This window comes from Streptomyces cadmiisoli (genome assembly GCF_003261055.1).
In the GTDB taxonomy this organism is placed as follows: Bacteria; Actinomycetota; Actinomycetes; order Streptomycetales; family Streptomycetaceae; genus Streptomyces; species Streptomyces cadmiisoli.
The window spans coordinates 6319911-6344549 of the sequence record NZ_CP030073.1 but is presented as its reverse complement, the minus strand read 5'-3'; the positions used below and the strand labels follow the sequence as shown (position 1 = coordinate 6344549).

Annotated in this window: 23 protein-coding genes and 1 riboswitch; of the genes, 5 read left to right on the top strand and 18 right to left on the bottom strand. The window is 71.7% G+C overall.

All coding sequences use genetic code 11. The features are described from left to right. Positions 1-112: 112 nt before the first annotated feature. From DN051_RS27755 to DN051_RS27730, 6 genes are all read right to left on the bottom strand, one after another. Positions 113-865, bottom strand: a complete 753-nt coding sequence (locus DN051_RS27755; protein ID WP_053763997.1) for an endonuclease/exonuclease/phosphatase family protein — start codon at positions 863-865, stop codon at positions 113-115. A 73-nt stretch (positions 866-938) separates the two neighbouring features. Continuing rightward, complete coding sequence (locus DN051_RS27750) at positions 939-1892, bottom strand: ROK family glucokinase (protein WP_053763996.1); 954 nt, start codon at positions 1890-1892, stop codon at positions 939-941. 161 nt (positions 1893-2053) lie between these two features. Next, positions 2054-2560, bottom strand: coding sequence for a DUF5304 domain-containing protein (locus DN051_RS27745; RefSeq protein ID WP_053763995.1), 507 nt, complete (start codon positions 2558-2560; stop codon positions 2054-2056). A 57-nt stretch (positions 2561-2617) separates the two neighbouring features. Next, positions 2618-3787, bottom strand: a complete 1170-nt coding sequence (locus tag DN051_RS27740) for an ArsA family ATPase (protein WP_112439717.1) — start codon at positions 3785-3787, stop codon at positions 2618-2620. Positions 3788-3954: 167 nt separating this feature from the next. Next, positions 3955-4395 (bottom strand): SRPBCC family protein, encoded by a 441-nt coding sequence (locus DN051_RS27735; protein WP_053763993.1) that lies wholly within the window; start codon positions 4393-4395, stop codon positions 3955-3957. Between the two features lie 123 nt (positions 4396-4518). Then, entirely contained in the window at positions 4519-5316 is a 798-nt protein-coding gene (locus tag DN051_RS27730; protein WP_112439716.1) for a metallophosphoesterase family protein, read from the bottom strand. Positions 5317-5633: 317 nt separating this feature from the next. On the opposite strand from DN051_RS27730, the gene DN051_RS27725 reads away from it, so the two are divergent. Next, positions 5634-7430, top strand: coding sequence for an AMP-dependent synthetase/ligase (locus DN051_RS27725; protein WP_112439715.1), 1797 nt, complete (start codon positions 5634-5636; stop codon positions 7428-7430). Between the two features lie 75 nt (positions 7431-7505). On the opposite strand, the gene DN051_RS27720 is transcribed toward DN051_RS27725, so the two are convergent. Further along, positions 7506-8648 (bottom strand): glycosyltransferase family 4 protein, encoded by a 1143-nt coding sequence (locus DN051_RS27720; protein ID WP_053763990.1) that lies wholly within the window; start codon positions 8646-8648, stop codon positions 7506-7508. A 123-nt stretch (positions 8649-8771) separates the two neighbouring features. Between DN051_RS27720 and DN051_RS27715 the strand changes: the two genes are divergently transcribed. Continuing rightward, positions 8772-10007 carry a glycosyltransferase 87 family protein gene (locus DN051_RS27715; RefSeq protein WP_053763989.1) on the top strand — a complete coding sequence of 412 codons (1236 nt, stop codon included), beginning with the start codon at positions 8772-8774 and terminating at the stop codon, positions 10005-10007. A 52-nt stretch (positions 10008-10059) separates the two neighbouring features. Here DN051_RS27715 and DN051_RS27710 read toward each other — a convergent pair whose 3' ends face one another. From DN051_RS27710 to DN051_RS27690, 5 genes are all read right to left on the bottom strand, one after another. Further along, entirely contained in the window at positions 10060-11271 is a 1212-nt protein-coding gene (locus DN051_RS27710) for a hypothetical protein (RefSeq protein ID WP_425471679.1), read from the bottom strand. 33 nt (positions 11272-11304) lie between these two features. After that, the gene (locus DN051_RS27705) at positions 11305-12330 is read right to left on the bottom strand and encodes a C40 family peptidase (protein ID WP_053763987.1); all 1026 of its coding nucleotides are present in this window, start codon (positions 12328-12330) and stop codon (positions 11305-11307) included. A gap of 243 nt (positions 12331-12573) precedes the next feature. Beyond that, positions 12574-13608 (bottom strand): C40 family peptidase, encoded by a 1035-nt coding sequence (locus DN051_RS27700; protein WP_053763986.1) that lies wholly within the window; start codon positions 13606-13608, stop codon positions 12574-12576. Positions 13609-13856: 248 nt separating this feature from the next. Then, positions 13857-15206, bottom strand: coding sequence for an NYN domain-containing protein (locus tag DN051_RS27695; protein WP_053763985.1), 1350 nt, complete (start codon positions 15204-15206; stop codon positions 13857-13859). A gap of 35 nt (positions 15207-15241) precedes the next feature. Next, a complete protein-coding gene (locus DN051_RS27690; RefSeq protein WP_053763984.1) occupies positions 15242-15481 on the bottom strand; it encodes a hypothetical protein in 240 nt (79 codons plus the stop codon). Between the two features lie 155 nt (positions 15482-15636). Here DN051_RS27690 and DN051_RS27685 point away from each other — a divergent pair, with 155 nt between their 5' ends. Further along, positions 15637-16368, top strand: a complete 732-nt coding sequence (locus tag DN051_RS27685; RefSeq protein WP_053764009.1) for a rhomboid family intramembrane serine protease — start codon at positions 15637-15639, stop codon at positions 16366-16368. A 114-nt stretch (positions 16369-16482) separates the two neighbouring features. Then, positions 16483-16764 carry an Lrp/AsnC family transcriptional regulator gene (locus DN051_RS27680; RefSeq protein ID WP_053763983.1) on the top strand — a complete coding sequence of 94 codons (282 nt, stop codon included), beginning with the start codon at positions 16483-16485 and terminating at the stop codon, positions 16762-16764. Positions 16765-16855: 91 nt separating this feature from the next. On the opposite strand, the gene DN051_RS27675 is transcribed toward DN051_RS27680, so the two are convergent. The 6 genes from DN051_RS27675 to ctaE all read right to left on the bottom strand — a co-directional run bounded on the left by DN051_RS27675 (position 16856) and on the right by ctaE (position 24022). After that, entirely contained in the window at positions 16856-18217 is a 1362-nt protein-coding gene (locus DN051_RS27675; RefSeq protein WP_053763982.1) for an aminotransferase class V-fold PLP-dependent enzyme, read from the bottom strand. Positions 18218-18436: 219 nt separating this feature from the next. Further along, positions 18437-18553, bottom strand: a riboswitch (SAM riboswitch). Positions 18554-18634: 81 nt separating this feature from the next. Continuing rightward, positions 18635-19699: an anthranilate phosphoribosyltransferase gene (trpD, locus tag DN051_RS27670; RefSeq protein ID WP_053763981.1), complete on the bottom strand. Its 1065-nt coding sequence runs from the start codon at positions 19697-19699 to the stop codon at positions 18635-18637. A gap of 135 nt (positions 19700-19834) precedes the next feature. After that, a complete protein-coding gene (qcrB, locus tag DN051_RS27665) occupies positions 19835-21472 on the bottom strand; it encodes a cytochrome bc1 complex cytochrome b subunit (protein WP_053763980.1) in 1638 nt (545 codons plus the stop codon). Then, positions 21469-22527, bottom strand: coding sequence for a cytochrome bc1 complex Rieske iron-sulfur subunit (qcrA, locus tag DN051_RS27660; RefSeq protein ID WP_053763979.1), 1059 nt, complete (start codon positions 22525-22527; stop codon positions 21469-21471). Before qcrA ends, qcrB begins: the two co-directional genes overlap by 4 nt. Then, positions 22524-23336 carry a cytochrome bc1 complex diheme cytochrome c subunit gene (gene qcrC / locus DN051_RS27655; protein ID WP_053763978.1) on the bottom strand — a complete coding sequence of 271 codons (813 nt, stop codon included), beginning with the start codon at positions 23334-23336 and terminating at the stop codon, positions 22524-22526. Before qcrC ends, qcrA begins: the two co-directional genes overlap by 4 nt. Before the next feature lie 65 nt (positions 23337-23401). Further along, on the bottom strand, positions 23402-24022 hold the full coding sequence (gene ctaE / locus DN051_RS27650) for an aa3-type cytochrome oxidase subunit III (RefSeq protein ID WP_053763977.1): 621 nt from the start codon (positions 24020-24022) through the stop codon (positions 23402-23404). Between the two features lie 178 nt (positions 24023-24200). Here ctaE and DN051_RS27645 point away from each other — a divergent pair, with 178 nt between their 5' ends. Continuing rightward, on the top strand, positions 24201-24602 hold the full coding sequence (locus tag DN051_RS27645) for a response regulator (protein WP_053763976.1): 402 nt from the start codon (positions 24201-24203) through the stop codon (positions 24600-24602). Positions 24603-24639 lie beyond the last annotated feature (37 nt).

Below are 24639 nucleotides of genomic sequence, written 5' to 3'. Positions count from 1 at the left end.
GGTCCGAGGCCCGTCACACGGGCGGGACGCGGTGGTCCGAGGCCCGTCACACGGGCGCGGCGCGACGGTCCGAGGCCCGTCACACGGCCGGGACGCGACGGTCCGAGGCCCGTCACACGGCCGGGACCCTGAGGGCGGCGAGGACCGGGAGATGGTCCGTGGCCGCCCTCAGATCCGTCCCGGTCACGCCCGGCTGCCCCAGCGGCACACCGCAGCCGAGGACCTCGACACCCCGGGTCGCGAAGACCGCGTCGATGCGCCGGTCTGCCCCGGCCGCCGGGAAGGTGTGCTCACCGCCCCACGGCGCGGCGGCCCGGCAGTCCTGAAGCGCCTCGGCCAGGCGCCGGAAGGTGGGCCCGCCGGGACCCTCGTTCAGGTCGCCGCCGGCGACGACGTGCTCGACGCCCATCCCGGCGAGCCGGTCGAGGAGCATCCCGCCCTGCTCGTACCGCTCGTCCCCGTGCAACGAGAGATGGCAGCTCAGCACCCCGAGCCGGACGTCCCCGAAGCGGACCACCGCGGTCGCGAAGCCCCGCCGGTGCTGCCCGGGGGTGAGCGGCAGCAGGACGTCCTCGGTGCGCTCGACCGTGGCGCGCAGGGAGCACAGCAGGGCCGGCCCCGCCGCGGTGCCGCCGCCCGACAGGACCACCTGTCCCGACGCGGCCGCGAGCCGGGCGAGTTTCTTGCGCCAGCGGAAGAACCGCGGGGCCTCCTGCACGAGGACGAGGTCGGGCTCGCAGGCGCGGATCACCCGGGCGAGCGCGCCGGTGTCGTCGCGCAGGGAGCGGACGTTGTAGCTGAGCACCCGGAGGACGGCCGAACCGTCGGTGCCGGTACCGGAGTTGGGCAGCAGACTCGTCGCCATGGCGATCAAGATACGACGAGGCCCGCCGTCCCCGTGCGGGGCTCGGCGGGCACTTTCGCCGGTCGGGCCGGACTCACATGATCGGGTCGGGCTCCCGGGCCAGGTCCGCGGCGCCGACGAGGCCGGCCTTGTTGCCGAGCTGAGCGGCGATCACATCGGCGACCGGGCGCCAGTTGCCGCCCACCAGCCAGCGCTTGTAGGACTTGCGGATGGGGTCGAGGACCAGTTCACCCTCGTCGGACAGGCCGCCGCCGACGATGAAGGCGGACGGGTCGAACAGCGAGGCCAGGTCGGCGAGACCCGCGCCGGCCCAACGGGCGAGTTCGCGGTAGGAGTCGACGGCGACCGCGTCGCCCTGGCGGGCGGCCATCGAGATGTGCTTGCCCTCGATGCCGTCGGGGGTGCCGTCGCCGAGGCCCAGCAGGATCTCGGCGTTCTCCGGGGTCGCGTTGGCACGCTGCTTGGCGTACCTCACCAACGCCCGGCCGGAGGCGTACTGCTCCCAGCAGCCCTGCGAGCCGCAGCCGCACTGCAGGCCGTCCGGCACCATCCGGATGTGGCCGAACTCCGCGGCCACGCCGAAGTGGCCCCGGCGCAGCTTGTTGCCGATGATGATGCCGCCGCCCAGGCCCGTGCCGAGCGTGATGCAGATGACGTTGCGATGGCCCTTGCCCGCACCGAACTTGTACTCCCCCCAGGCTGCCGCGTTGGCGTCGTTCTCCACGACGACCGGCAGGTTCACCCGGGCTTCGACCTTGTCCTTCAGCGGCTCCTGGCGCCAGTCGATGTTGGGCGCGAAGTAGACCGTGGAGCGCTGCCGGTTGACGTATCCGGCGGCGCCGATGCCCACGCCGACGATCTCGTGCCCGGCACGCGCGCCCTCCACCGCCGAGGCGATGGCGTCCACGATGGCCTCGGGTGTGGTCGGGGTCGGCACCTTGAAGGTCGAGAGGATGTTGCCTTCCTCGTCGACCACGCCGGCCGCGATCTTCGTGCCGCCGATGTCGACGCCGATGGTGAGTCCCATGTATCCCTCAGTTTCGGTCGAGCCCCGCTACGGCCAACGGTACCCGAGGCCCTGCCGTCGAATTCCGTCGTCCGCCCTGTGAGCGGGCCCGGAAGTGCCCGGGGCGATGCCCGCGCGGGCATCGCCCGACACGCGGGCGGCAACGGACCTGAGGGAGTTCGTCAGTCCAGGTCGATGCGCTGGCCGGGGCCGGTGCCGTCGCCCCGGTCGTCCCGGCCGTCGGACCCGTCGGTGTCGTCCGCTTCGTCCGCGCGGCCGGTCCAGCGGCGCTCCTGCGACTGGACCGCGGAGCGGTAGGCGGCGAGCAGTTCGCTGCCGGCCGCGGCGAGGTGGTCGAAGACGTCGGGGTTGCGTTCGATGACGGGCTCGACGGCTGCCTTCGCCTGCTGGACGACCTGGTGCACCACCTGCTGGGCGGCGGGTCCGGCGACCGCGCCGAGCAGTGGGGACTGCAGGCCGGACAGCTTGTCCGCGACGGTGTCGACGAGCCGGCGCAGCTCCTCGGCGGCCGAGCCCGGGGTGGGGGCGTTCCGGCCGCGGCGGCGGGCCTTCTCCGCCTCCAGGTCCTCGGCGCAGGCGGTCGCCCAGGCGTCAGCGTCGCCGGCCGCCGGCACCTCGTCGGCCGCCTGCTCCCGGGCGGCGTCGGACGGGGGGCGCTCATCGCTCATGGCGGACTCCTGACTACGGTTCGTCCCTACGACGTTACCCGAACGAGGGCGCCGGGTTCACCGTGCAGCCGGCCACAGGCCGGGGTCCGGGGCGAACCGGATGCGCAGCTCGCTCTCGCGCAGGGCCGCCCCCTCGACGGTGCAGCGGCGCAACGCGGAGGGCAGCGGCACGATCCGCCGGAACCGCCCGGCCGAGACGACGAGTTCGTCGCCGCGCCGGACGAGGTCGAGCTCCTCGCGCACGGCTCCGGGCAGCGGGATGTGCCAGACGAGCACGCCGTCCTCGGCGAGCCGGTCGCCGACCGGCCACTCGACGCGGGCGGGCCCCGCGCCGACGCCGGGCACGCCCAGCGCGGCGAGGTCGTCGGCGCCGCGCGGGTCGTGGCCGAGATGGGGGACGGTGTGGACGTCGTACGGGGTGCCCCACTCGTCGACGGCCTTGCGCTGCTGGGCGATCCGCCCGGCGAGCCAGCCCTCCTCGTGTCCGTCCGGGAACACCCGGTTGGCGATCAGCCCGTCCGGGCGCAGGCCCCGCAGGGCGAGGCCCAGTACGGCGGTGTGGACGGCGTCGGAGCCCGCCGGGGTGGGTTCGGCGACCAGTCGTACGGTGGTGTCCCGGTCCGCGACGACCGCCGCCGCGGCGGCCAGGTCGAGGTCCAGGCGGCCGGCCGTCTCGTACAGCCAGTCCGCGGGCATCGGCACCCCGGCGAGCCGCCCGAGGACGGGGCGCAGGGCACGGGCCGCCTGCCGTTCGGACGGGAGCAGCCGGCACAGATAGCGGCGCAGTTCCTCGGGAAGGGCGAGCAGGGCGAGGGCGTGCGGGACGGGCGGCAGGTCCACCACGAGCAGGTCGTGGGTCTCGGCGAGGGCGGCGTCGCGCAGGGCGCGCAGGGTGGCGAGTTCCGCGGCACCGGGCAGCGGGGTGAGTTCCTCGGGTTCGAGTCGGGGGGCGCCGAGCAGGTCGAGGGCGGCGGTGGCGTGGTCCTGGAGCGCGGTGAGGTCGTCCCGGAAGCCGGCGGCGGGATCCGGGCGCCAGGCCGTCAGGTCCGGTGCGATCTCCACCGGGGCCGGGCCGGTCGCCGCGCCGAGGACCGCACCGAGGGTGTCGGTGGGGTCGGTGCCGAGCAGGAGGGTGCGGATGCCCTGGCGGGCGGCGGCGAGCGCGGTGGCCGCGGCGACGGTGGTACGGCCGCTGCCGCCGGGGCCCGTGATCATGATGGTGCGCATGAGGGTGAACCGTAACGGACGTGGACGGTCCGCCTCGTCCGGCTGCGCCCGGTGCCCGGCGGGGGCGGCTGCGGCGCGGCGGGGCGCGCGGTCCGGCGTGGGCGCGGGCGCGCGGCCCGGCCCGACGGGCGCGCGGGGACCGGCGCGGTGGGGCGCGCCGGCGGGTGCTACTTCCCCGTCTCCACGCGCTTCTTCAGCCCGGCCAGGGCCCGGTCGATGATGACCTTCTCGGCCTTGCGCTTGATCATGCCGAGCATGGGGATCTTGACGTCGACGGTGAGCTGGTAGGTCACCTCGGTCGCTCCCTGGCCGGCCGGCTCGAGGAGATAGGAGCCGTCGAGGGAGCGCAGCATCTGCGACTTCACCAGCGTCCAGGACACCTCGTGCTCACCGGTCCAGGTGTACGCCAGGACCTGGTCGTCCTTGATCGCGCCGGCGTCCATGACGAGGCGGACCTGCTCCGCGCGGCCCTGTTCGTCGGCCCCGAGGACGGCGGCCTCCTTCACCTCACCGGTCCAGTCCGGGTAGCGGGCGAAGTCGGCGATCACCGCCATGACGTCGGCCGGGGACGCCTTGATCTCGATGCTCGAGCTGGTGTGTTCCGCCATCGCCGTGGCTCCTCCGAATTGCGTTCCGGCAAGAGGTCGTGGTGCGCACGTGTGTGCAGCGTGAAGGCTACCGCGCGGCGACCGGCCCGACGTCACCCCTACCTGCGCATACCGGCGGCCGCATCACCATTCCAGTACCCAGGGGCGCCCCGTCCCCGCGAAGTGCCCCACGTTCACGCATTCCGTCGCCCCGATCCGCATGCGCCGCACCAGGGGCTGGTGCACGTGGCCGAAGAGTGAATAGCGCGGCCGGGTGCGGTGGATGGCGTCCAGCAGCGCCCGGCTCCCCCGCTCGAAACGCCGCGCCACCGTGTCGTAGACCAGCTCCGGCACCTCCGGCGGGATGTGCGTGCAGAGCACATCGACCTCGCCGACCGCCTCGATCTTCGCGGCGTACTCCTCGTCGCCGATCTCGTACGGCGTGCGCATCGGGGTGCGCAGCCCGCCGCCGACGAAGCCGAAGACCCAGCCCCCGATCTCCACGCGTTCCCCGTCCAGCACGGTCGTGCCGGGTCCGGCGTACTCCCGCCAGAGCGGCGGCATGTCGACATTGCCGTAGGTGGCGTACGTCGGTGTGGGGAACGCGGCGAACATCTCGGCGTACTGCTTGCGCACCGCCCGTTCGATCACCGAGACACGGTCCTCGCCGACGCCGGCCCACAGCCGGGCGCCGAACTCACGCGCCTCCTCGAAACGGCGGGCGGTGCGCAGGGCCACGAGGTGGTCCGCGTTCTCGGCTCCGAACAGGTCCGGGAAGATGCCGCGCGAGTGGTCGGCGTAGTCGAGGAAGAGGACCAGGTCCCCGAGGCAGACGAGGGCGTCCGCGCCGTCCCCGGCCCGGGCCAGGTCTCGGGCGTTGCCGTGCACGTCGCTGACCACGTGGACCCGCGTCCTGCGGTCGCCGGCTGGTGTGGGTGCCATGGTGATCAAGGGTAGGCCTGTGTGACATACGTGAACAGTGGCGGCCGGACCTGCGATTACTCGCCAGTCAGGAAAACCGTCGACTACTGTGCGCGCAGGAACAACAATCGGTGTGACGCAGCGAACATCTCGACGGGTCCCCCTGTCGTAGACGCCATACCGGCGGGTAACGTCCGGGCAGTCCAGTCGTGCTCAGGATTTCGGCCAGTGACCGTCCCGGAACCCCGCCGGAACTCCTGGGCACCTGCCCGAGCCTTGGACCGTACCGTCGCAGCACACAACGTCGTGGCGCCGGCGCCCTATGAGGAGCAGCAGTCTTGCGCGAGTTCAGCCTTCCGGCTTTGTACGAGGTCCCCTCGGACGGCAACCTGACGGACATCGTCCGCAGGAACGCCGCGCAGCATCCCGACGTCGCCGTGATCGCCCGCAAGGTGGGCGGCGCCTGGCACGACGTGACGGCCACCGCCTTCCTCGACGAGGTCCGGGCCGCCGCCAAGGGGCTCATCGCCTCCGGTGTCCAGCCCGGCGACCGGGTGGGCCTGATGTCCCGCACCCGCTACGAGTGGACCCTCCTGGACTTCGCGATCTGGAGCGCGGGCGCGGTGACCGTGCCGGTGTACGAGACCAGCTCGCCGGAGCAGGTGCAGTGGATCCTCGGCGACTCGGGCGCGACGGTCTGCGTCACGGAACTGGACAGCCACGCCGCCGCCGTCGAGTCGGTGCGCGACCGGCTGCCCGCCCTGAAGCACGTCTGGCAGATCGAGGGCGGCGGCGTCGAGGAGCTCGTCCGCCTCGGCAAGGACGTGAGCGACGCGACGGTCGAGGAGCGCAGCTCCCTGGCGAAGGCCGACGACCCGGCGACGATCGTGTACACCTCGGGCACCACCGGCCGCCCCAAGGGCTGTGTGCTGACCCACCGCGCCTTCTTCGCGGAATGCGGCAACATCGTGGAGCGGCTGCGTCCGCTGTTCCGCACCGGTGAGTGCAGCGTCCTGCTGTTCCTGCCGCTCGCGCACGTCTTCGGCCGGCTGGTGCAGGTCGCGCCGATGATGGCGCCGATCAAGCTGGGCTGCGTCCCGGACGTCAAGAACCTCACCGACGAACTGGCCGCGTTCCGGCCGACGTTGATCCTCGGTGTGCCGCGTGTCTTCGAGAAGGTCTACAACTCCGCGCGGGCCAAGGCGCAGGCGGACGGCAAGGGCAAGATCTTCGACAAGGCGGCGGACACCGCGATCGCCTACAGCAAGGCGCTGGACACCCCGTCGGGCCCGGCCCTCGGCCTGAAGATCAAGCACAAGGTCTTCGACCGGCTCGTCTACAGCAAGCTGCGCGCCGTGCTCGGCGGCCGCGGGGAGTACGCCATCTCCGGCGGAGCCCCGCTCGGCGAGCGCCTCGGCCACTTCTTCCGCGGCATCGGCTTCACGGTCCTGGAGGGCTACGGCCTCACCGAGTCCTGCGCCGCCACCGCCTTCAACCCCTGGGACCGGCAGAAGATCGGCACGGTCGGCCAGCCGCTGCCGGGCTCGGTGGTGCGGATCGCGGACGACGGCGAGGTGCTGCTGCACGGCGAGCACCTGTTCAAGGAGTACTGGAACAACCCGGGCGCGAGCGAGGAGGCCCTCGCCGACGGCTGGTTCCACACCGGCGACATCGGCACCCTCGACGAGGACGGCTACCTCAGGATCACCGGCCGCAAGAAGGAGATCCTGGTGACCGCGGGCGGCAAGAACGTCGCCCCGGCCGTGCTCGAGGACCGCATCCGGGCACACGCCCTGGTCGCGGAGTGCATGGTGGTCGGCGACGCGCGGCCGTTCGTGGGCGCCCTGGTCACCATCGACGAGGAGTTCCTGGGCCGCTGGGCCGCCGACCACGGCAAGCCGGCCGGTTCCACCGCCGCCTCGCTGCGGGACGACCCGGACCTGGTGGCCGCGATCCAGTCCGCGGTCGACGACGGCAACGCGGCGGTGTCGCAGGCCGAGTCGGTGCGCAGGTTCCGGATCCTGGGCTCGCAGTTCACCGAGGACTCGGGGCACCTGACCCCGTCGCTGAAGCTGAAGCGGAACGTGGTCGCGAAGGACTTCGCGGGCGAGATCGAGGCCCTCTACCAGAAGTGACGCGGCAGGTGACGTGACGTCACGGCGCGGGCCCCGAAGGGGGACCCGCGCCGTTTCGCTGTCGTGGCTCCCCCGCTACAGAAGCTCCTTGAGGCGCTCCGCGAGCAGATCCCACCGCCACTTCTCCTCGACCCACCGCCGGCCCCGCTCGCCCATCCGGCTGCGCAGTTCGGGGTCGGCGAGCAGCGCGGCGATCCGGTCGGCGGTGTCCTCGACGGAACCGCCCCGCACCACCCAGCCGGTCTCCCCGTCGAGCACGGCGTCGGGCGCGCCGCCGGAGTCCCCGGCGACGACGGGCAGTCCCGTGGCGGACGCCTCCAGATAGACGATGCCCAGGCCCTCGACGTCCAGGCCGCCGCGCCGGGTGCGGCACGGCATGGCGAACACGTCACCCGCGCCGTAGTGGGCGGGCAGCTCCGACCAGGGCACCGCCCCGGTGAAGACCACCGAGTCCTGCACCCGGGTCTCCCGGGCGAGCCGGCGCAGCTCCTTCTCGTAGGGCCCGCCGCCGACGATCAGCAGGACCGCGTCGGGCTGCTCGGCCAGGATCCGCGGCATCGCGAGGATCAGCGTGTCCTGGCCCTTGCGGGGCACGAGCCGCGAGACGCACACGACCACGGGCCGGTCGGTGAGGCCGAGCCGGGCGCGCACCCGGTCTCCGCCGGAGTCGGGGTGGAAGGTCTTCTCGTCGACCCCGGGCGGCAGCTGCCGCATCCGGGCGGCGGCGTCCGCGGAGAGCGCGGTGGCGATCCGTGACCGGGTGTACTCACCGAGGTAGGTGAGGGTGTCGGTGGACTCGCCGATCCGGCCCAGCAGCTGCCGCGCGGCGGGGAGCTGGGCCCAGCCCGCCTCGTGCCCGTGGGTGGTCGCCACCAGGCGCTCCGCGCCCGCCCGGCGCAGCGCCGGTGCCATCAGCCCGAGCGGCGCCGCCGCCCCGAACCACACGGACGTGCAGCCGTGCGTCCGCAGCAGCTCGACGGCCCGGCGGGTCGCCGCGGGCGTCGGCAGCAGCATGGTCGTCCGGTCGCGTACGACGGTGAAGGGCTGCTCGGCGTCGAAGGCGGCCGTCGCCTCGACGCCCTCCCGGCCGCGCTTCCAGGTGGAGGCGTAGACGACGAGGCGCTCGGGGTCGAGCCGGAGTGCCATGTTGTGGAGGAACGCCTGGATGCCGCCGGGCCTGGGCGGGAAGTCGTTCGTCACGATCAGGGTCTTGCGCATCGCCCCGGAGCCTACCCAACGTAGACTCGCTGGTCGGCACGGCCGCGCTGCACGCTCATCGCACAGCGGGCCGGGAGATCATGGCCCCCTCACACGACGGGCAGCGGACGAACAGGGGCTTCGGTGGACAGCACGCGCACGACGCGGCCCTCGGCAGGTCTCGTGCTGGTCTGGGCGCTGACCCGGCTGGTGCTCCTCCTGTTCGTCCTGAAGGTCTTCGTCTTCCCCGGCCCGGACGTCACCAGCGACGTCTCCGGCATCTACCGGGGCTGGTACGAGGTGCTGCGCACCGGCACGTTCCCGCTGGACGACGTCACCTGGCAGTACCCGCCGGCCGCCGCGCTGGCGATCCTGTCCCCCGCGCTGCTGTTCTTCCTGGACTACGCGCAGGCCTTCTTCGTCCTCGCGTTCCTGGCCGACCTGGCCGTCCTCGCCCTGCTGCTGTGGGCGGGCCTGCGCCCGGGGCGGTCGTCGCGCGGTGCGTGGACCTGGGTGGTGGGCGTGCCCCTGCTCGGCCCCACGGTGTACGCGCGCTACGACGTCATGGTCACCGCGGTCGCCGTGGCGGCGCTCCTCGCGGGCGTCGGGCGCCCCCGGCTGATGGGGGCGCTGACGGGCTTCGCGGCGATGCTCAAGGTGTGGCCGGTGCTGCTGCTGGTGGGTGCCGTGCGCCGCCGGGCGTGGGCCGCGGCGGCGGTGACGGCCGGGGTGCTGGCGGCGCTGTTCCCCCTCCTCATGCCCGGGGCGTTCGCCTTCCTGACCTTCCAGCGCGACCGGGGCACCGAGGTGGAGTCGCTGGGCGGCCTGGTGTTCCACGTGGCCCGGCAGTTCGGCTGGGACGGGGAGGTGCTGCTCAACTACGGGTCGGTGGAGTTCCTCGGCCCGTACGTCGACGTGGTCAGCGCCGCGGCGCTGGCGCTCACCGGGATGGCGTTCGGCTGGCTCGTGCTGTGGCGGCTGCTGGCCTCGCGGTTCCTGCCGCACACCCTCGCGGAGGCCGCCTTCGTGGCGGTCCTGCTGTTCACCACCACCAGCCGGGTGATCAGCCCGCAGTACATGGTGTGGCTGGTCGGTCTGGCGGCGGTGTGCCTCTGCTTCTCGCGCACCACGATGCTGCTGCCGGCCCGGCTGGTGCTGGTGGCGTCGTTCGTGACGGTGCTGGAGTTCCCGGTGTGGTTCTCGCACGTCGTCGCGAGCGACCCGCTCGGCGTCACGCTGCTGTTCGTCCGCAACGGGCTGCTGGTCCTGGCCTCGGTCACCGCGGCCCGCGCCCTGTGGCGCTCGACGGTGCCGCGGGCCGGCGCGGGAACGCCCCTGCCCGGCCGCCCGGCCCGCACCGAGGACCCCGTCTCCCCCTGACGCCGCCCCGCCGTGCCGCGGAAGGCTCCCCGCGCGCACGACCGCACCGGCCTCAGCCGAACTCCGTCCGCAGATGCTCCCGCCACGATGCCGTGAACTCCTCCGGCGTCGTCCCCAGCACGTCCCTCATCGCCCCCTCGACGGCCCCGGCCCGGCGCTGGTGGGCTCCCACCGCCCGGTAGAACTCGGCCAGCCGCTCCGCGCCCCACCGGTCCTCGATCATCCGGCAGGCCGTCCAGCCGCCCTCGTAGGCCCGGGCCAGCGAGGTCGCCGCCCCGGTGAAGCCGAAGTCGGCGTCGGTCGGAAGGTGCTCCGGGACGTCGCCGGAGGCCACCGCGTGGGCCAGCTCCGGAGCGGCCTGGGCGGGGGTGCGCCCGCTCTCCCGGTAGCCGACCCAGTCGGCGTAGCCCTCGGACAGCCACAGCGGGGTGGCCGCGTTGGTGTGGGCGCGGGTGGCGACATGGGTGGCCTCGTGGGTGAGGACGACCTGCCTGCCGACGGGGCCGAGCACGCCGTACGCGTCGGGGTTGACGATGATCCGGTCGGCGGGCGCCCGCACCGCGCCGGTCTCGCCGGTCGTCACGGCGGCGATCCCGCGGTACGAGGAGGCGGGCGACCCGAGCAGCCCCGCCATGCCCTCCAGCGATCGGGGCACGAGCAGCACGACCCGCCGGCTCCACCCTGTGCCCCAGACCCGCGACACGGCGGGCACCGCGCGGTCCCCGAGGTCGGCGAAGCGTTGCAGCGACCGGCGGGACTGGCCGACGCCCAGCACCAGGCTGCGCTCGCCCCGGACCACCGTCACCGCGCCCTGGTCCCACAGCTGCTGGGCGGACTCGCGGTCGGGCCGGTCGGAGACCACGGTCCACCGGTCGTCCGGCGTACGGCCGAGGACCATCGTGCGGCCGGCCGTGACCGGTGCCCGGTCGTGGCCTTCGAAGCGGTAGCGAAGCTCCACGTCGGCGGTGGCCGTGTCGCCGGCACGGCGCACCTCGGTGACCCGGTACGACCAGTCGGCCAGGGGCACCGCGCGCAGATCGGCGAAGCCGGCGGCCGTCCCCGTGCGGCGGTAGGCGCTCTCGTCGTGGGCGAGGACCGCCGCCGCCCGCCGGTCCAGCAGCCGCTGCGCCTCGGCCCGCACCGCGTCGGACGCGGGCCGGCCGGTGCAGGAGACCAGCGAGACGAGCAGGGACAGGAGCAGCGGGACGAGCAGCAGACGGAGCGCTGTCCCTCCGCTTCCCGGCACACGCCCTCGACCAGCCACCTTCCCGATCGTACGGGTGCGGGCGGTGCGGGGTCAGACCCTGGTGACCCCGGAGACCGGCATCATCCCCACCGGGTCGTAGCGCACCGGCGCTCCGGGGTAGGGGGCGTGGATCACCTGGCCGTTGCCCATGTACATCGCGACGTGGCTGGCGTCGTTGCGGTAGGTGACCAGGTCGCCGGGCCGGGCCTGGGAGAGCGGGACCTGCCGGCCCGCCGCCCGCTGGGCCTGCGACGTGCGGGGCAGGGCGACCCCGGCCTGCCCGTATGACCACTGCATCAGGCCCGAGCAGTCGAAGCCTCCCGGCCCGTTGGCGCCCCACACGTAGGGCCTGCCGAGCGCGGAGCGTGCGGCGGCGGCCGCGGCGGCCGCCCGCCCGGAGGCCGGGGTGTCGCTGCCGAGGTCGGGCATGTCGCCGCGGCCGGAGCGGGAGGCCCGGTCGTAGGCGGCGCGCTCGGCGTCCGGCAGGGAGTTGAGCAGGTTCCGTGCGGCGGCGAGCTTCTTCTCGACGGAGCGCTTGTGGGCGGCGACGGCCTTGCGGCTCCGCTCGAGTTCGCCGAGCTTCCCGGCCGCCTGCTCGCGCTCCTGGGTGAGTTCGCGCATGGCCTCCTGGAGCTGCCTGAGCTGCCCGGCCTGATGGGCGGTGATCCGGTCCAGGACGGACGCCTTGTCGAGGTAGTCGTCCGGATCGTCGGAGAACAGCAGCGCGAGCGAGGGGTCGAGGCCGCCGGAGCGGTACTGGGCTCCGGCGAGCGAACCGAGCGCCTCCCGCATGGTGTTGATGCGGTCCTGCTGCTGGGCGATCCGGTCCTGGGCCCGGCTCACCTGCCCGCGCAGCCGGTCGCTGCGTTCGTCGGCCTCGTTGTAGGCCTCGGTTGCCTTCTCGGCCGCCGCGAAGAGGCGGTCCACCTCGGCACGGGTGTCGTCGTGCGGCGCGGCCTGGGCCGGCACCGCGCCGACGGCCGCCGCGGCGGCGGCCGACAGTACTCCGACGGCGAGGCGCGTCACGCAGGCGCCCCGGTCGAACCCGGACGGTGCAGGACGGCGATGAGACCCCACGGGAAGCCGCGCTCCTTCCACTGGCGGACAGGGAGAATCCCCCAGCGCGGAACGGGCCCGGCGACGGGGGGGAAACGGGGCAGACAGTAGCCCCGTCGCGGGGCGCCGGCCAAAGACATCGGCGGCAACACAACGTGACGCCCCGCCGCTGACGCAGGTCAACGGCGGGGCGCGGGGTCGTTCGGGGCTACTCCGATTCGCCCGAACGGGCGGCAGGGAGTCGCGGTCTCGAAGGGGTCCGGATCAGATCCGGACGCCGAACTGGTACGGCATGTTGTTGATCGACTCGTAGCGGACCACGGTGCCGGTGCGCGGCGCGTGCAGCACCTGGCCGTTGCCGGCGTAGAAGCCGACGTGGTGCAGGTCGCCGTAGAAGATCACCAGGTCGCCGACCTTGAGGTCGGACTGGCTGTAGATGCGCGTACCGGCGTTGGCCTGGGCCTGCGAGATACGCGGGATGCTGACGCCGGCCTGCGCGAAGGCCCAGGACGTCAGACCCGAGCAGTCGAAGGAGGACGGGCCGGAGGCGCCGTAGACGTAGGGGGTGCCGATCTTGCTCTGCGCGGCCTGGAAGGCGGCCATGGCGCGGCCCGATCCGGTGGCGGCGTTGCCGAGGTCCACGCGGTCCGCGGAGGAACGGCTGGCCCGCTCCTCCTCGGCGGCCAGCGCGGCCTTCTCGGCGGCCGTGAGCGAGTTGAGCAGCCTCTGCGCCTCGCCGAGCTTGCCCTGGACTTCCTTCTTCTTCTTGCCCAGTTCGGTCCGGGTGGAGGCGAGGTCCTTGAGCTTGTTCGACGCCTCGGAGCGCTGCTGCGCGAGCTCGCGCTGCTTCTCCTGGATCTTCTTCAGCGACTCGACCTGCTGGCTGCTCAACTGGTCGAGCGTGGAGGCCTTGTCCAGGTAGTCCTCCGGGTCGGCCGAGAGGAACAGCTGGAGGGAGGGGTCGATGCCACCGGAGCGGTACTGCGCGCTGGCCATCGAACCGAGGCCGTCACGCAGCTCGTTGACCTCTTCCTGGCCGCGCGCGACGTTGTCCTGGATCGTGGAGATCTCCTTCTGGAGCTTCTCCTGCTTCTCCTTGGCCCCGTTGTACTTCTCCGTGGCCTGCTCGGCCTCTTCGTAGAGCTTGTCGACCTTGGACTTGACCTCGTCCTTGCTCGGCTTCTCGCTCGGCGCGGCGTTGGCCGCCTGCGAGCTGAGAGCGACGGCAGCGGCTGCTGCGGTGGTCAGCACCGTCACACGGGTGCGACTGGGCTGCTTGGGTCGACGGTGGGACGCCACGGGGGCAATCTCCTTCACGTGAGTGATCACCCGATCGGAGGTTCGAGCCCAGACCCTAGTGACCTCGCTGTGATCAGATCAAATCCTCAGCTGAAAAATCCCGTCACACCCTGCATTCTTTACACACAACTCACATGCCGTGATGTGGGATTGACGCTACGTTGCGTGAAGGTCGGGCCAATTCGGGCAATCGGTCCGTACGTTGCGGTTGGTGCGTACGCGACCCATGGGGCGTAGGCCGCGAGGGCTCAAATCCGCTGGAATCGCCGCAGAAGCACCGCGGACGCCACCGGACGCGCCCCCGCCCGCGCCACCCCGTCGGCCACCTCGCGGTCGGTCGACACGACGATGACCGGCCGGCCCGGCGGCTCGGCGCGGACCAGCTGGCGGATCAACTCGTCCGCGGTGACGCCGGGCTTGGAGAACAGCACCCGCACCCCGCGCGGCGGCGCGAGCAGCACCGGCGCGGCCAGCTCCGCCCCGTCGAAGACGCAGGTGACCTCGGCGCCGGACTGGGCGGCGAGCTGCGAGAGCTGGCCGAGCAGCCGCAGGCGCTGCTTCTCCAGCGGCATCTGGGGATAGCCGGTCTTGGTGACGTTGTAGCCGTCGACGACCAGATGGGCCTGCGGCAGCGCCAGCAACTGGTCGAGGACCGCCGGATCGCTGTCGGACAACGCCCGCGCGGCGATGTCCTTCGGGGTCATTCGTCCGGGTTCGACCGCGTCCACGGTCTCGGCGGGCCGTACCGACACCGGCGGCAGCGCCAGCTCGCGCCGGAGCCCCTGCGCCGCGTCCAGCACGGTGTCCAGCAGCAGCCGCACCCGCATGTCCTCGACGCTGCGCCCCTCGCGCGCGGCCTTCCGCGTGGCCTCCAGGGCGGCCTCCGCCTCCCCCAGCCTCGCTTTGAGCCGGCGCGTCTCGCTGTCGGCCGCGGACAGTTGGGCGTGCCCCTCGGCGCGCACCGCCTCGATCTCGACCTGCACCTTGCGCAGTGCCGCCTCGCCGCGCTTGACGTCGCTGAGGGCCGCGCGCAGCTTGCGGTGAAGCGATTCGGCTTCCTTCCGGGCGCCGTCCAGTTCGGCGCGCAGCCGCTCGGTCTCGGCCCGGGTGTGGTCACGGGCGGCGGCGAGTTCGGCGCGCAGCCGCTCCAGTTCGGCCCGGCTCTCCTCGTCGGCGCGCTCGGCGTCGGCCCGCTGGGCCTCCTCGCCGGCGGCGGTGACCAGCTTGACCCAACCGGTGGGACGCAGCACGTACGCCGCGGCCGCCACGTCCAGCGGGTCCGCGGCCGCCGGCGGCGCCCCGGAGTCGAGGGCCGCCGCGATGTCCGGCTCGGCCTCCCGCAGCTTCTCACCGATGCGCTGCCGGAACAGCGGGTCGCTCTCCAGCGCCGCGGCCATCGCGTTGCCCGCGAACTTTGCCCGGCGGTTCGGCGCGAACCGGGCGTACTGCCGCAGCTGCGCGGGCAGCTCGGCGACGGTCAGCCCGCCGAAGCCGTCCGAGACGATCTGCACGACCCGCCGGCGCACGCTTTCGGGCAGGGGTCGGTCGAGCACCTCAGCGGCGCCGTCGCCCGGCCCCCCGCCTGCGGTCTCCACCATCCGTCACCCCTATGCCCGTACGGGGCCGCTCCCGATCAGGAGGCGGCGCCCGGCCTGTCCACGAGTTCCACCTGGTCCACGGCGTTGCACCAGCGGCAGCGCACCGACTCGATGGTCTCACTGACCACCTCGCGCTCCTCGACGCTCGGCTCACCGGCGAGGTCGAGATGGACGTACTCGACGACCTTCGACGAGCGCGTCACGTCGAACCGGGTGAGGTTGCCGCACAAGGTGCAGCGCCACCGCGTGGTGGCGGTCGGCAGAGGAACCGTCATCGTGCCTGTTCGCTCCTTCTGGTCTCGATGATGCGCCAGTCTCCCTGGTGCGTGTGGCTCGTAACCCTACGGCCTGGCGCGTACTCGACGCCGGTCCGTTCACGGCGGCGAGGCGATCTGTGCCGTTGCGTCCGGTTACGTCATGCTCTGTGTTCATGATCAGCATCTGGAGCGCCTCCACGCGCCGGGCGGGGCGGCGGCCGGCGGCGCCGGTGACGTACGGCCTGATCGCCCTGTGCTGCGCAATCTTCCTGATCGGCCCGGCCTCGGGCCTCAGTCCGACGTACGGCACCGGCGATGATCTGCTCGCCGCGCAGCGAGCGTATTTCCGCCACTGGGGTGTGATTCCCGCAGAACTGTTCGAGGACTCCCCCCGGGCCGCCCTGACCCCGGCGACCGCGCTCTTCGTGCACGGCAGCTGGCTGCATCTGCTCGGCAACATGCTGTTCCTCTACGTCTTCGGCGTGATGACCGAGGAGAGGATGGGCCGGATCGAGTTCACCTTCTTCTACCTCGGCTGCGGCTGCCTGGCACTGATCGGCTACGCGGCCGCCGGCGCCGGCTCCGGGTACCCGCTCGTCGGCGCCTCGGGAGCGATCTCGGCGGTCCTCGGCGCGTTCCTGTTCCTCTTCCCCGGAGCGCGGGTGACCAGTCTGCTGCCGTTCCTGCTCTTCCTGCCGCTGCGCTTCCCCGCCTGGGTCGTCCTGCCGTTCTGGGCGGCTCTCCAGTGGCTCGCGGCGGGCCAGGCGTCCATCGGGCCCGGCGTGGCGTACCTGGCGCATCTGGTGGGCTTCGCGCTGGGCTTCCTCTACGCGTGCACACGGTTTCGCGGTACGGCCGGACCGGCCGTGCCGATCACGGCGGATCCGCGCGACGACAGGGCGTGAGCGGCGGCGCACGGCGCCCGCGGGTCCGGCGGACCGGCGCCGGGACTCCGCCTCACGCCCGTTCGCGCGACGCTCTAGAGTGAAGGCCCCAGCACTCCTAGGGAGAGGCCAGCCGTGATCACCGCGATCGTCCTCATCAAGACCAGCGTGGACCGGATCCCCGAGATCGCCGAGCGGATCGCGGCACTCGACACCGTCAGCGAGGTCTTCTCCGTCACCGGCACCTACGACCTGATCGCGATGGTCCGGGTCACGCAGCACGAGGATCTGGCGGAGGTCATCCCCGGGCGGATCAGCAAGATCCCCGGGGTGGAGGCGACCGACACGCACGTCGCGTTCCGTACGTACTCGCAGCACGACCTGGAAGCGGCCTTCGCCATCGGCCTGGACTCCTGAGCGGCCCGGCCCCCGAGCACCCCGGCCCGCCGGACGGGCCCTGGGCCCCGTCCGGCACGTCGGGCCCGGCCGGTACGGGGCCGGACAGCCCTCAGACAGCCGGGACGCAGCGGCCGTCCTCGGTCCGGTAGCGCCACTTCGCGCCGTCGCGGACCAGTTCCTTCACCGCGTTCACGAACCGCTCCACGTGCTCGTCCGGCGTCCCCGCGCCGAAGCTCACCCGGATCGCGTTGAGGGACTTCTCCCCCGGCGCCGCCTCGGGCGCCCCGCACTCTCCCGCGGTCTGCGGGTCGCTGCCCAGCAGGGTGCGCACCAGCGGGTGGGCGCAGAACAGGCCGTCCCTGACACCGATGCCGTACTCCGCGGACAGGGCGGCGGCGAAGTGGGAGCTGTTCCAGCCGTCCACCACGAAGGAGATCACCCCGACCCGCGGCGCGTCGTCCCCGAACAGGGACAGCACCCTGACCTCGGGCACCTCGGCGAGACCCGCGCGCACGGCGTCGATCAGCTGCCGCTCCCGGGCCACGAGGGTGTCGAACCCGGCCTCGGTGAGCGCCTTGCAGGCGGAGGCGACGGCGTGGGCGCCGATGACGTTGGGGGAACCGGCCTCGTGCCGGGCGGCGCTGTCGTGCCACTCCACGTCCACTCCCCCGTCCGCCCGCCGGGTCACCTTGCGGCTGGCGCCGCCTCCGGCGAGGTACGGCTCGGCCGCGCGCAGCCAGTCGGCGCGGCCGGCGAGCACCCCGGAACCGAACGGGGCGTAGAGCTTGTGCCCGGAGAAGGCGACCCAGTCGACGTCGAGGTCCTGTACCGACACCGGGTGGTGCGGGGCGAGTTGGGCGGCGTCCAGCACGATCCGGGCGCCGTGCGCGTGGGCCGCCGCGGCGAGTTCCCGGACCGGCCACAGCTCACCGGTGACGTTCGAGGCGCCGGTCACGCAGACGAGGGCGGGCTCGTCCGGATCACGGTCGGCCAGCGCGCGCTCCAGGGTCTCGACGGCCTGCCCCGGGGTGCGCGGGGCGTCCAGGTACCGCACCCGGGCGTCCCGCCAGGGCAGCAGCGAGGCGTGGTGCTCGGTCTCGAAGACGAAGACCTGGCAGCCGGCCGGCAGCGCGGCGGCGAGCAGGTTGAGCGAGTCGGTGGTGGAGCGGGTGAAGACCAGCTGGTCGTCGGCGCGGCAGCCGAGGAACTCGGCGACCGTCGCGCGGGCGTTCTCGAACAGGTCCGTCGACAGCTGGGAGAGGTACCCGGCGCCGCGGTGGACACTGCCGTAGTACGGCGCGTAGGCCGCCACGTCGTCCCAGACCCGCTGGAGCGCGGGCGCGCTGGCCGCGTAGTCGAGCGCGGCGTACGTGACCTCGCCGCCGGTGACGAGCGGGACGGTGACATCCCGCCCCAGAACGGGCAGCGGGGTACAAACGGACTGGTCGGCGGCAGCGGTGAAGACAGACATGGGCGTACTCCCGTGACGGCAGGCGCGGACCACCGCGCGAGGGCACGACCGTGCACGGCTCGAACGCGGGGTACTCGAACGCCAGAAGCGAAAAGGTGAGATGAGGCGAAAGGTGCTGCGGAGGCGGGGCTCTGCGGCCCTAGCGCATTCGCTTGCTCACGGAAGGCTCCCTCGAACGACCAGGACCCCTGGCCCCACGCTCATGCGGAGCGTGCGAGGGGTCCGCGCTTGCCGTGGACCCTGCTGTCCACGACCTGGTCCTCACCCGGGGCACCCCGCCACGGACGGAGGGTTGCCGGACAGTCGGCCGGGGCCGAATGACTGTCGCTCATGACCTGTCACAGATCCTGCCACACGATCATCGAAGCGCAAGGCGCAGTCCGCGATCCGGACTGCGCCCTCGCCTCACCGCGGGTCTCAGAGGTTGCTGACCGCCACCCAGCGCTCCAGGGTGCGCTTGGCCGCGCCGGAGTCGATGGACTCGGCGGCCCGCTCCATCCCGGCCCGGATCCGTTCCGTCAGCGGCCCGTCGCCCGGCTCCAGCGCCACCAGCGCCGCCGCCGAGTTCAGTACGACCGCGTCACGCACGGGCCCGCGCTCGCCGTCCAGCAGCCGCCGGGCCACCTCGGCGTTGTACGAGGCGTCCGCGCCGCGCAGCGCCTCCACCGGCACCAGTTCGATCCCCAGGTCCCTCGGGTCGAGGACCTCCTCGGTCACCTTGCCGTCCCGCACCACCCAGATCCGGGAGGTCGCCGCGGTGGTCAGCTCGTCGAGGCCGTCGTCACCGCGGAACACGAGGGAGGAGTTGCCCCGCTCGGCGAAGACCCCGGCCACGATCGGCGCCATCCTGAGATCGGCGACACCCACCGCCTGCGCCTTCACCTTCGCCGGGTTGGTCAGCGGTCCGAGGAAGTTGAAGGTGGTTCGGATGCCCAACTGGCCGCGCGCGGCCGCCACATGACGCAGCGCCGGGTGGAACTTCACCGCGAAGCAGAAGGTGATCCCGGCCTCCTCGGCGACCTCTGCCACCCGCCGCGGCGTCAGGTTCAGGTTCACGCCGAGCTTCTCCAGCACGTCCGACGCGCCCGACGCCGAGGACGCGGCCCGGTTGCCGTGCTTGACGACCTTCGCGCCCGTGCCGGCGATGACGATCGCGGACATCGTGGAGATGTTGACGGTCTTCGCGCCGTCACCGCCGGTGCCGACGATGTCGACCGTGTCGCCCGGCACCTCGATCACATTGGCGTGCTCGTACATCGTGCGGACCAGACCGGAGATCTCCTCGACCGTCTCGCCCTTGGCGCGCAGCGCCACCGCGAAACCGGCGATCTGCGCGTCCGTCGCCTCGCCGCGCATGATCAGGTCCATGGCCCAGGCGGTGTCGTCCGCGCCGAGGTCACGGCCGTCCAGCAGACCGTTCAGCAGGGCGGGCCAGGAACGGGCCGCCGCGGTGTTGCCTCCAGCGGGGGTCACAGCGCTCATAAGCCGCTCCTGGTCCAGTCCCTCCCGGGACACGGGTCTCCGACAGGTCCACCCTATCCAGCCGCCGGACACGGCGAAGGGCCCCGTCCGAACACCGGACGGGGCCCTTCGATCGTGGCGTGGCGAACGCAGCGATCAGTGGTGGCCGTGGCCGCTCGTGATCTCCTTGTACTCCTCGACGGTGGGCTTGGGGATCTGGGAGTCCTCGTTGAAGTACGCCTGGCTGAGCTTGGCGCGCAGCTTCTCGGAACCCTTCACCTTGCGCTCGACACCGTTCTCGTCGACCGTGGCGCCGATCTCGATGGGCTGGTACTGCTCGTGCGCCGTGATCGTGTGCAGCTGCTCCTGCGAGAGCGGCTCGTGCACCTCGATGAACTCACCGTGCGGCAGGCGCTTGATGGTGCCGGTCTCCCGGCCGTGCAGCACCTTCTCCTTGTCCCGGCGCTGAAGGCCGAGGCAGATCCGCTTGGTGAGGATGAACGCGATGACCGGTCCGGCGAAGAACCCGATCCGGACGAACCAGGTGACCGCGTTGATCGACAGGTGGAAGTGCGTGGCGATGAGGTCGTTGCCGCCGCCCACCAGCGTGATCATGTACATCGTGATCCAGGCGACGCCGAACGCGGTACGCGTCGGGGCGTTGCGCGGACGGTCCAGGATGTGGTGCTCGCGCTTGTCGCCGGTGATCCAGGCCTCGATGAACGGATAGGCCGCGAAGACCATCAGGACGAGACCGAACAGCACCAGCGGGATGAACACGCCCAGGACCAGCGTGTGGCCCCAGAAGTTGATCTCCCAGCCCGGGAAGTACCGGACCAGACCCTCGGCGAAGCCCATGTACCAGTCCGGCTGGGCGCCGGTGGACACCTGGTCCGCACGGTAGGGGCCCAGGGCCCAGATCGGGTTGATCTGCGCGATCGCCGCGATGGTCGCGATGACACCGAAGACCAGGAAGAAGAAGCCTCCGGCCTTGGCGACGTAGACCGGCATGAACGGCATGCCCACGACGTTCTTGTTGGACTTGCCGGGGCCCGCGTACTGCGTGTGCTTGTGGTACACGATGAGGATCAGGTGGGCGACCACCAGACCCAGCATGATGCCGGGCAGCAGCAGGATGTGGATCGAGTAGAAGCGGGCCACGAAGTCGGTGCCCGGGAACTCGCCGCCGAACAGGAAGAACGAGATGTACGTGCCGATGATCGGCGTGGACAGGATCGCACCCTGCGTGAAGCGGACACCGGTGCCGGAGAGCAGGTCGTCCGGAAGCGAGTAACCGGTGAAACCGGTGAACATGCCGAGGACGAACAGCAGGAAGCCGAACAGCCAGTTGACCTCACGCGGCTTGCGGAACGCGCCGGTGAAGAACACGCGCATCATGTGCACGAACATCGCGGCCAGGAAGATCAGCGCGGCCCAGTGGTGGATCTGCCGGATGAGCAGACCACCGCGGACGTCGAAGCTGATGTCCAGCGTCGAGGCGAACGCCTCCGACATGAGCTGGCCCTGGAGCGGGACGTAACTGCCGTGGTACTCCACCTCGTTCATCGACGGGTGGAAGAACAGCGTCAGGTACACACCCGTGAGGATGATGACGATGAAGCTGTAGAGCGCGACCTCGCCCAGCATGAAGGACCAGTGGTCCGGGAAGATCTTGCGCATGTTGGCCTTGGCCAGGGTGTAGATCCCCAGCCGGCCGTCGGCCCAGTCGGCGACTCGCTCGCCGGCCGGTGCCTTCCCCCGCGAGCGGGAGTCCGTGGTCGTCGTAGTGCTCATCCGCGCTCCCAGAAGGCAGGACCGACGGGCTCTTCGAAGTCGCCGAGCGCCTCGAGGTAACCCTCGTCGTTCACGCCGATGCGCAGCTGCGGCAGGGCGTGGCCGGCGGGGCCGAAGATGACCCGGGCACCGTCGGAGAGGTCGAAGGTGGACTGGTGGCAGGGGCACAGCACGTGGTGCGTCTGCTGCTCGTACAGCGAGATCGGGCAACCGACGTGGGTGCAGATCTTCGAGTACGCCACGATGCCCTCGTGCGACCACTCGAGCTCGCGCTTGTCCTTGATGTCGGCGGGCTGGAGCCGCACGATCATCAGCGCCGCCTTGGCGATCTCGGTCTGGAAGTCGTGGTCGTGCTCCTCCAGGCCCTCGGGCTTGGCGAAGGTCAGCGAACCGACGGCGACGTCCGAGGGACGCAGCGGCTCGTTGGTGTTCATGTTGACGAGCAGCTTGCCCTTGGCCCACAGGGTGTGGCGGAGCTTGTCCTCCGGCAGCGGACCGAGGTCGCGCAGCAGGACGACGCCGGAGAGCGGCACCAGGGTGAGCGCACCGAACATCGTGTTGCGGATCAGCTTGCGGCGGCCGAGCGCCGACTCCTTGGCGCCCTGCTTGAAGTCCGCGTGGACCTTCGCGCGCAGCTCCGGGGAGGCCTCGATCGGGTGGCGCTCGTCGGAGATCTCCACGTCGGACATCAGGGTGCGGGCCCAGTGGACCGCGCCCGCGCCGATGCAGAACAGCGCGATGCCCAGCGTCAGACCCAGCGCGAGGTTCAGCGCGCTGGTGTGGCCGATCGGGAAGACGAAGATCGACTTGTCGATCGGGATGGCCACGTACGCGGCGATGAAGGCGACGGTGGCCAGCATCGACACCGTGAACAGCAGGGCCACCGTGCGCTCGGACCGCTTGGCGGCCCGCTCGTCGATGTCCTGGATCCGGTGCTCGTGGGGCGGCAGGCCCGGGTCGGCGAACGGGTCCTTCTCGTCCGCGACGCGAACCGCACCGTGCGTCGTGTCCTGCGCAGCGGGCAGGTTCTCTTCTGGAATGTCTTGGCTACTCATGACTTCTTGGCCTTTGCGGTCCGAGCGGCGACCCAGACGGCGACCGCGACGGCGGCACCCAGACCGAAGACCCACGCGAACAGACCCTCGGTGACCGGCCCGAGGCCGCCCAGCTCCAGGCCGCCCGGGTTCTCCGTCTTCGGGCCGTTCACGGCCTCCAGGTACGCGATGATGTCCTTCTTGTTCTGCTCGGACAGCGTCGTGTCGGGGAAGGAGGGCATGTTCTGCGGGCCGGTCTGCATGGCCTCGTAGAGATGCTTCGGGTCGACGCCCTCGAGCGACGGGGCGTACTTGCCCTTGGTGAGCGCACCACCCTTGCCGGTGAAGTTGTGGCACTGCGCGCAGTTGGTACGGAAGAGCTCACCGCCCTTGCCGATGTCCGCGCCCTCCGTGCCGTACTGCTCCTCGGTCGGGATGTTCGGGCCGGCGCCGAGCGAGGCGATGTACGCCGCGAGCTGGTCGATCTGCGCCTGGCTGTAGATCACCTTCTTGCTGGGGGCCTGGGCGCCCTGCGAGGTCGCGGCCGGCATGCGGCCGGTGCCGACCTGGAAGTCGACCGCCGCCGCGCCCACGCCGACCAGGCTCGGACCGTCGGTGGTGCCCTGACCTCCGGTGCCGTGGCAGCTGGCGCAGCCGACGGCGTAGAGCTTCTTGCCCTCTTCGATGGCGAGGGACTGGGCCGTCTCATCGGCCTGCGCCTTGTCCGCGGGGGCGAACGCGGTGTACAGCCCCCCCGTGGCCGCCAGCGCGAGGAGTAGGACGACGACCGCCGCCAGCGGATGGCGTCGTCGTGCGGAGAGCTTTTTCACGGATTACCCCGGTGTCAGGATCTTCTGCGTCGATGCTTCTGGAATGTGCGCGGGAGTGGTCCCGGCTACTTGATCATGTAGATCGTGGCGAAGAGGCCGATCCAGACGACATCGACGAAGTGCCAGTAGTAGGACACGACGATGGCGGCGGTCGCCTGCTCATGGGTGAACCTGCGAGCCGCGTAGGTACGGCCGAGGACGAGCAGGAAGGCGATGAGGCCACCCGTCACGTGGAGGCCGTGGAAGCCGGTGGTCAGGTAGAAGACCGAACCGTACGGGTCGGAGGAGAGCGAGAGGCCCTCGTGCTTGACCAGCTCGGTGTACTCGTAGACCTGACCGCCGATGAAGACGGCTCCCATCACGAAGGTGACGATGAACCACATCCGGAGCTTCTTCACGTCACCTCGCTCGGCGGCGAACACGCCCAGCTGGCAGGTCAGGGAGGAGAGCACCAGGATCGTGGTGTTCGTCGCCGAGAACGGGAAGTTCAAGGCGCTTGCCTGCTCACTCCAGAACTCGGGGCCGGTCACCGACCGCAGGGTGAAGTACATCGCGAAGAGGGCCGCGAAGAACATCAGCTCGGAACTCAGCCAGATGATGGTTCCGACGCTGGTGAGGTTCGGTCGGTTGACCGACGGGTGCGCGTGCCCGGTATCTACTGTCGTTGCTGTCGCCACGACCGACATTATGTCGGTCGCTTATCCCGCCCTCACTCCGGGGGGTGCCGTTCGGAGTGTCCGCACCGTGTGTACTGCCCGGATGGCCGATCGCCGCCGTGCCCGAAGCGGTGTTGACGAGGTGTTCAAGGGAGTAGCATCCGCCTCATCGGGCCTTTCCGTACGACGCAGACGTCTCGGAGGAAGCATGCAGCCGACCGCCACGGTGCTGGTCTACAGCGACGACTCCAACACCCGCGAACAGGTGCGGCTCGCGACCGGGCGCCGGCCCGCTCCGGACGCCCCTGTGGTGGAGTTCATCGAGTGCGCGACGCCGGCAGCCGTCGTGAAGGAACTGGACAAGGGAGGCATCGACGTCTGCGTGCTGGACGGCGAGGCCGTGCCCATGGGCGGCATGGGGGTGTGCCGCCAGATCAAGGACGAGATCTTCGACTGCCCCCCGGTGCTGGTGCTGATCGGGCGGCCCCAGGACGCCTGGCTGGCCACCTGGAGCCGGGCGGACGCCGCGGTGACGCTGCCGGTGGATCCCGTGGAGTTCGCGGAGGCGCTGGCCTCCCTGCTGCGCGAGCGGAAGTCGCTGAACGCCTAGGCCCTCACCCGCGACGACGGCCCGTCCCGGGTGAGGG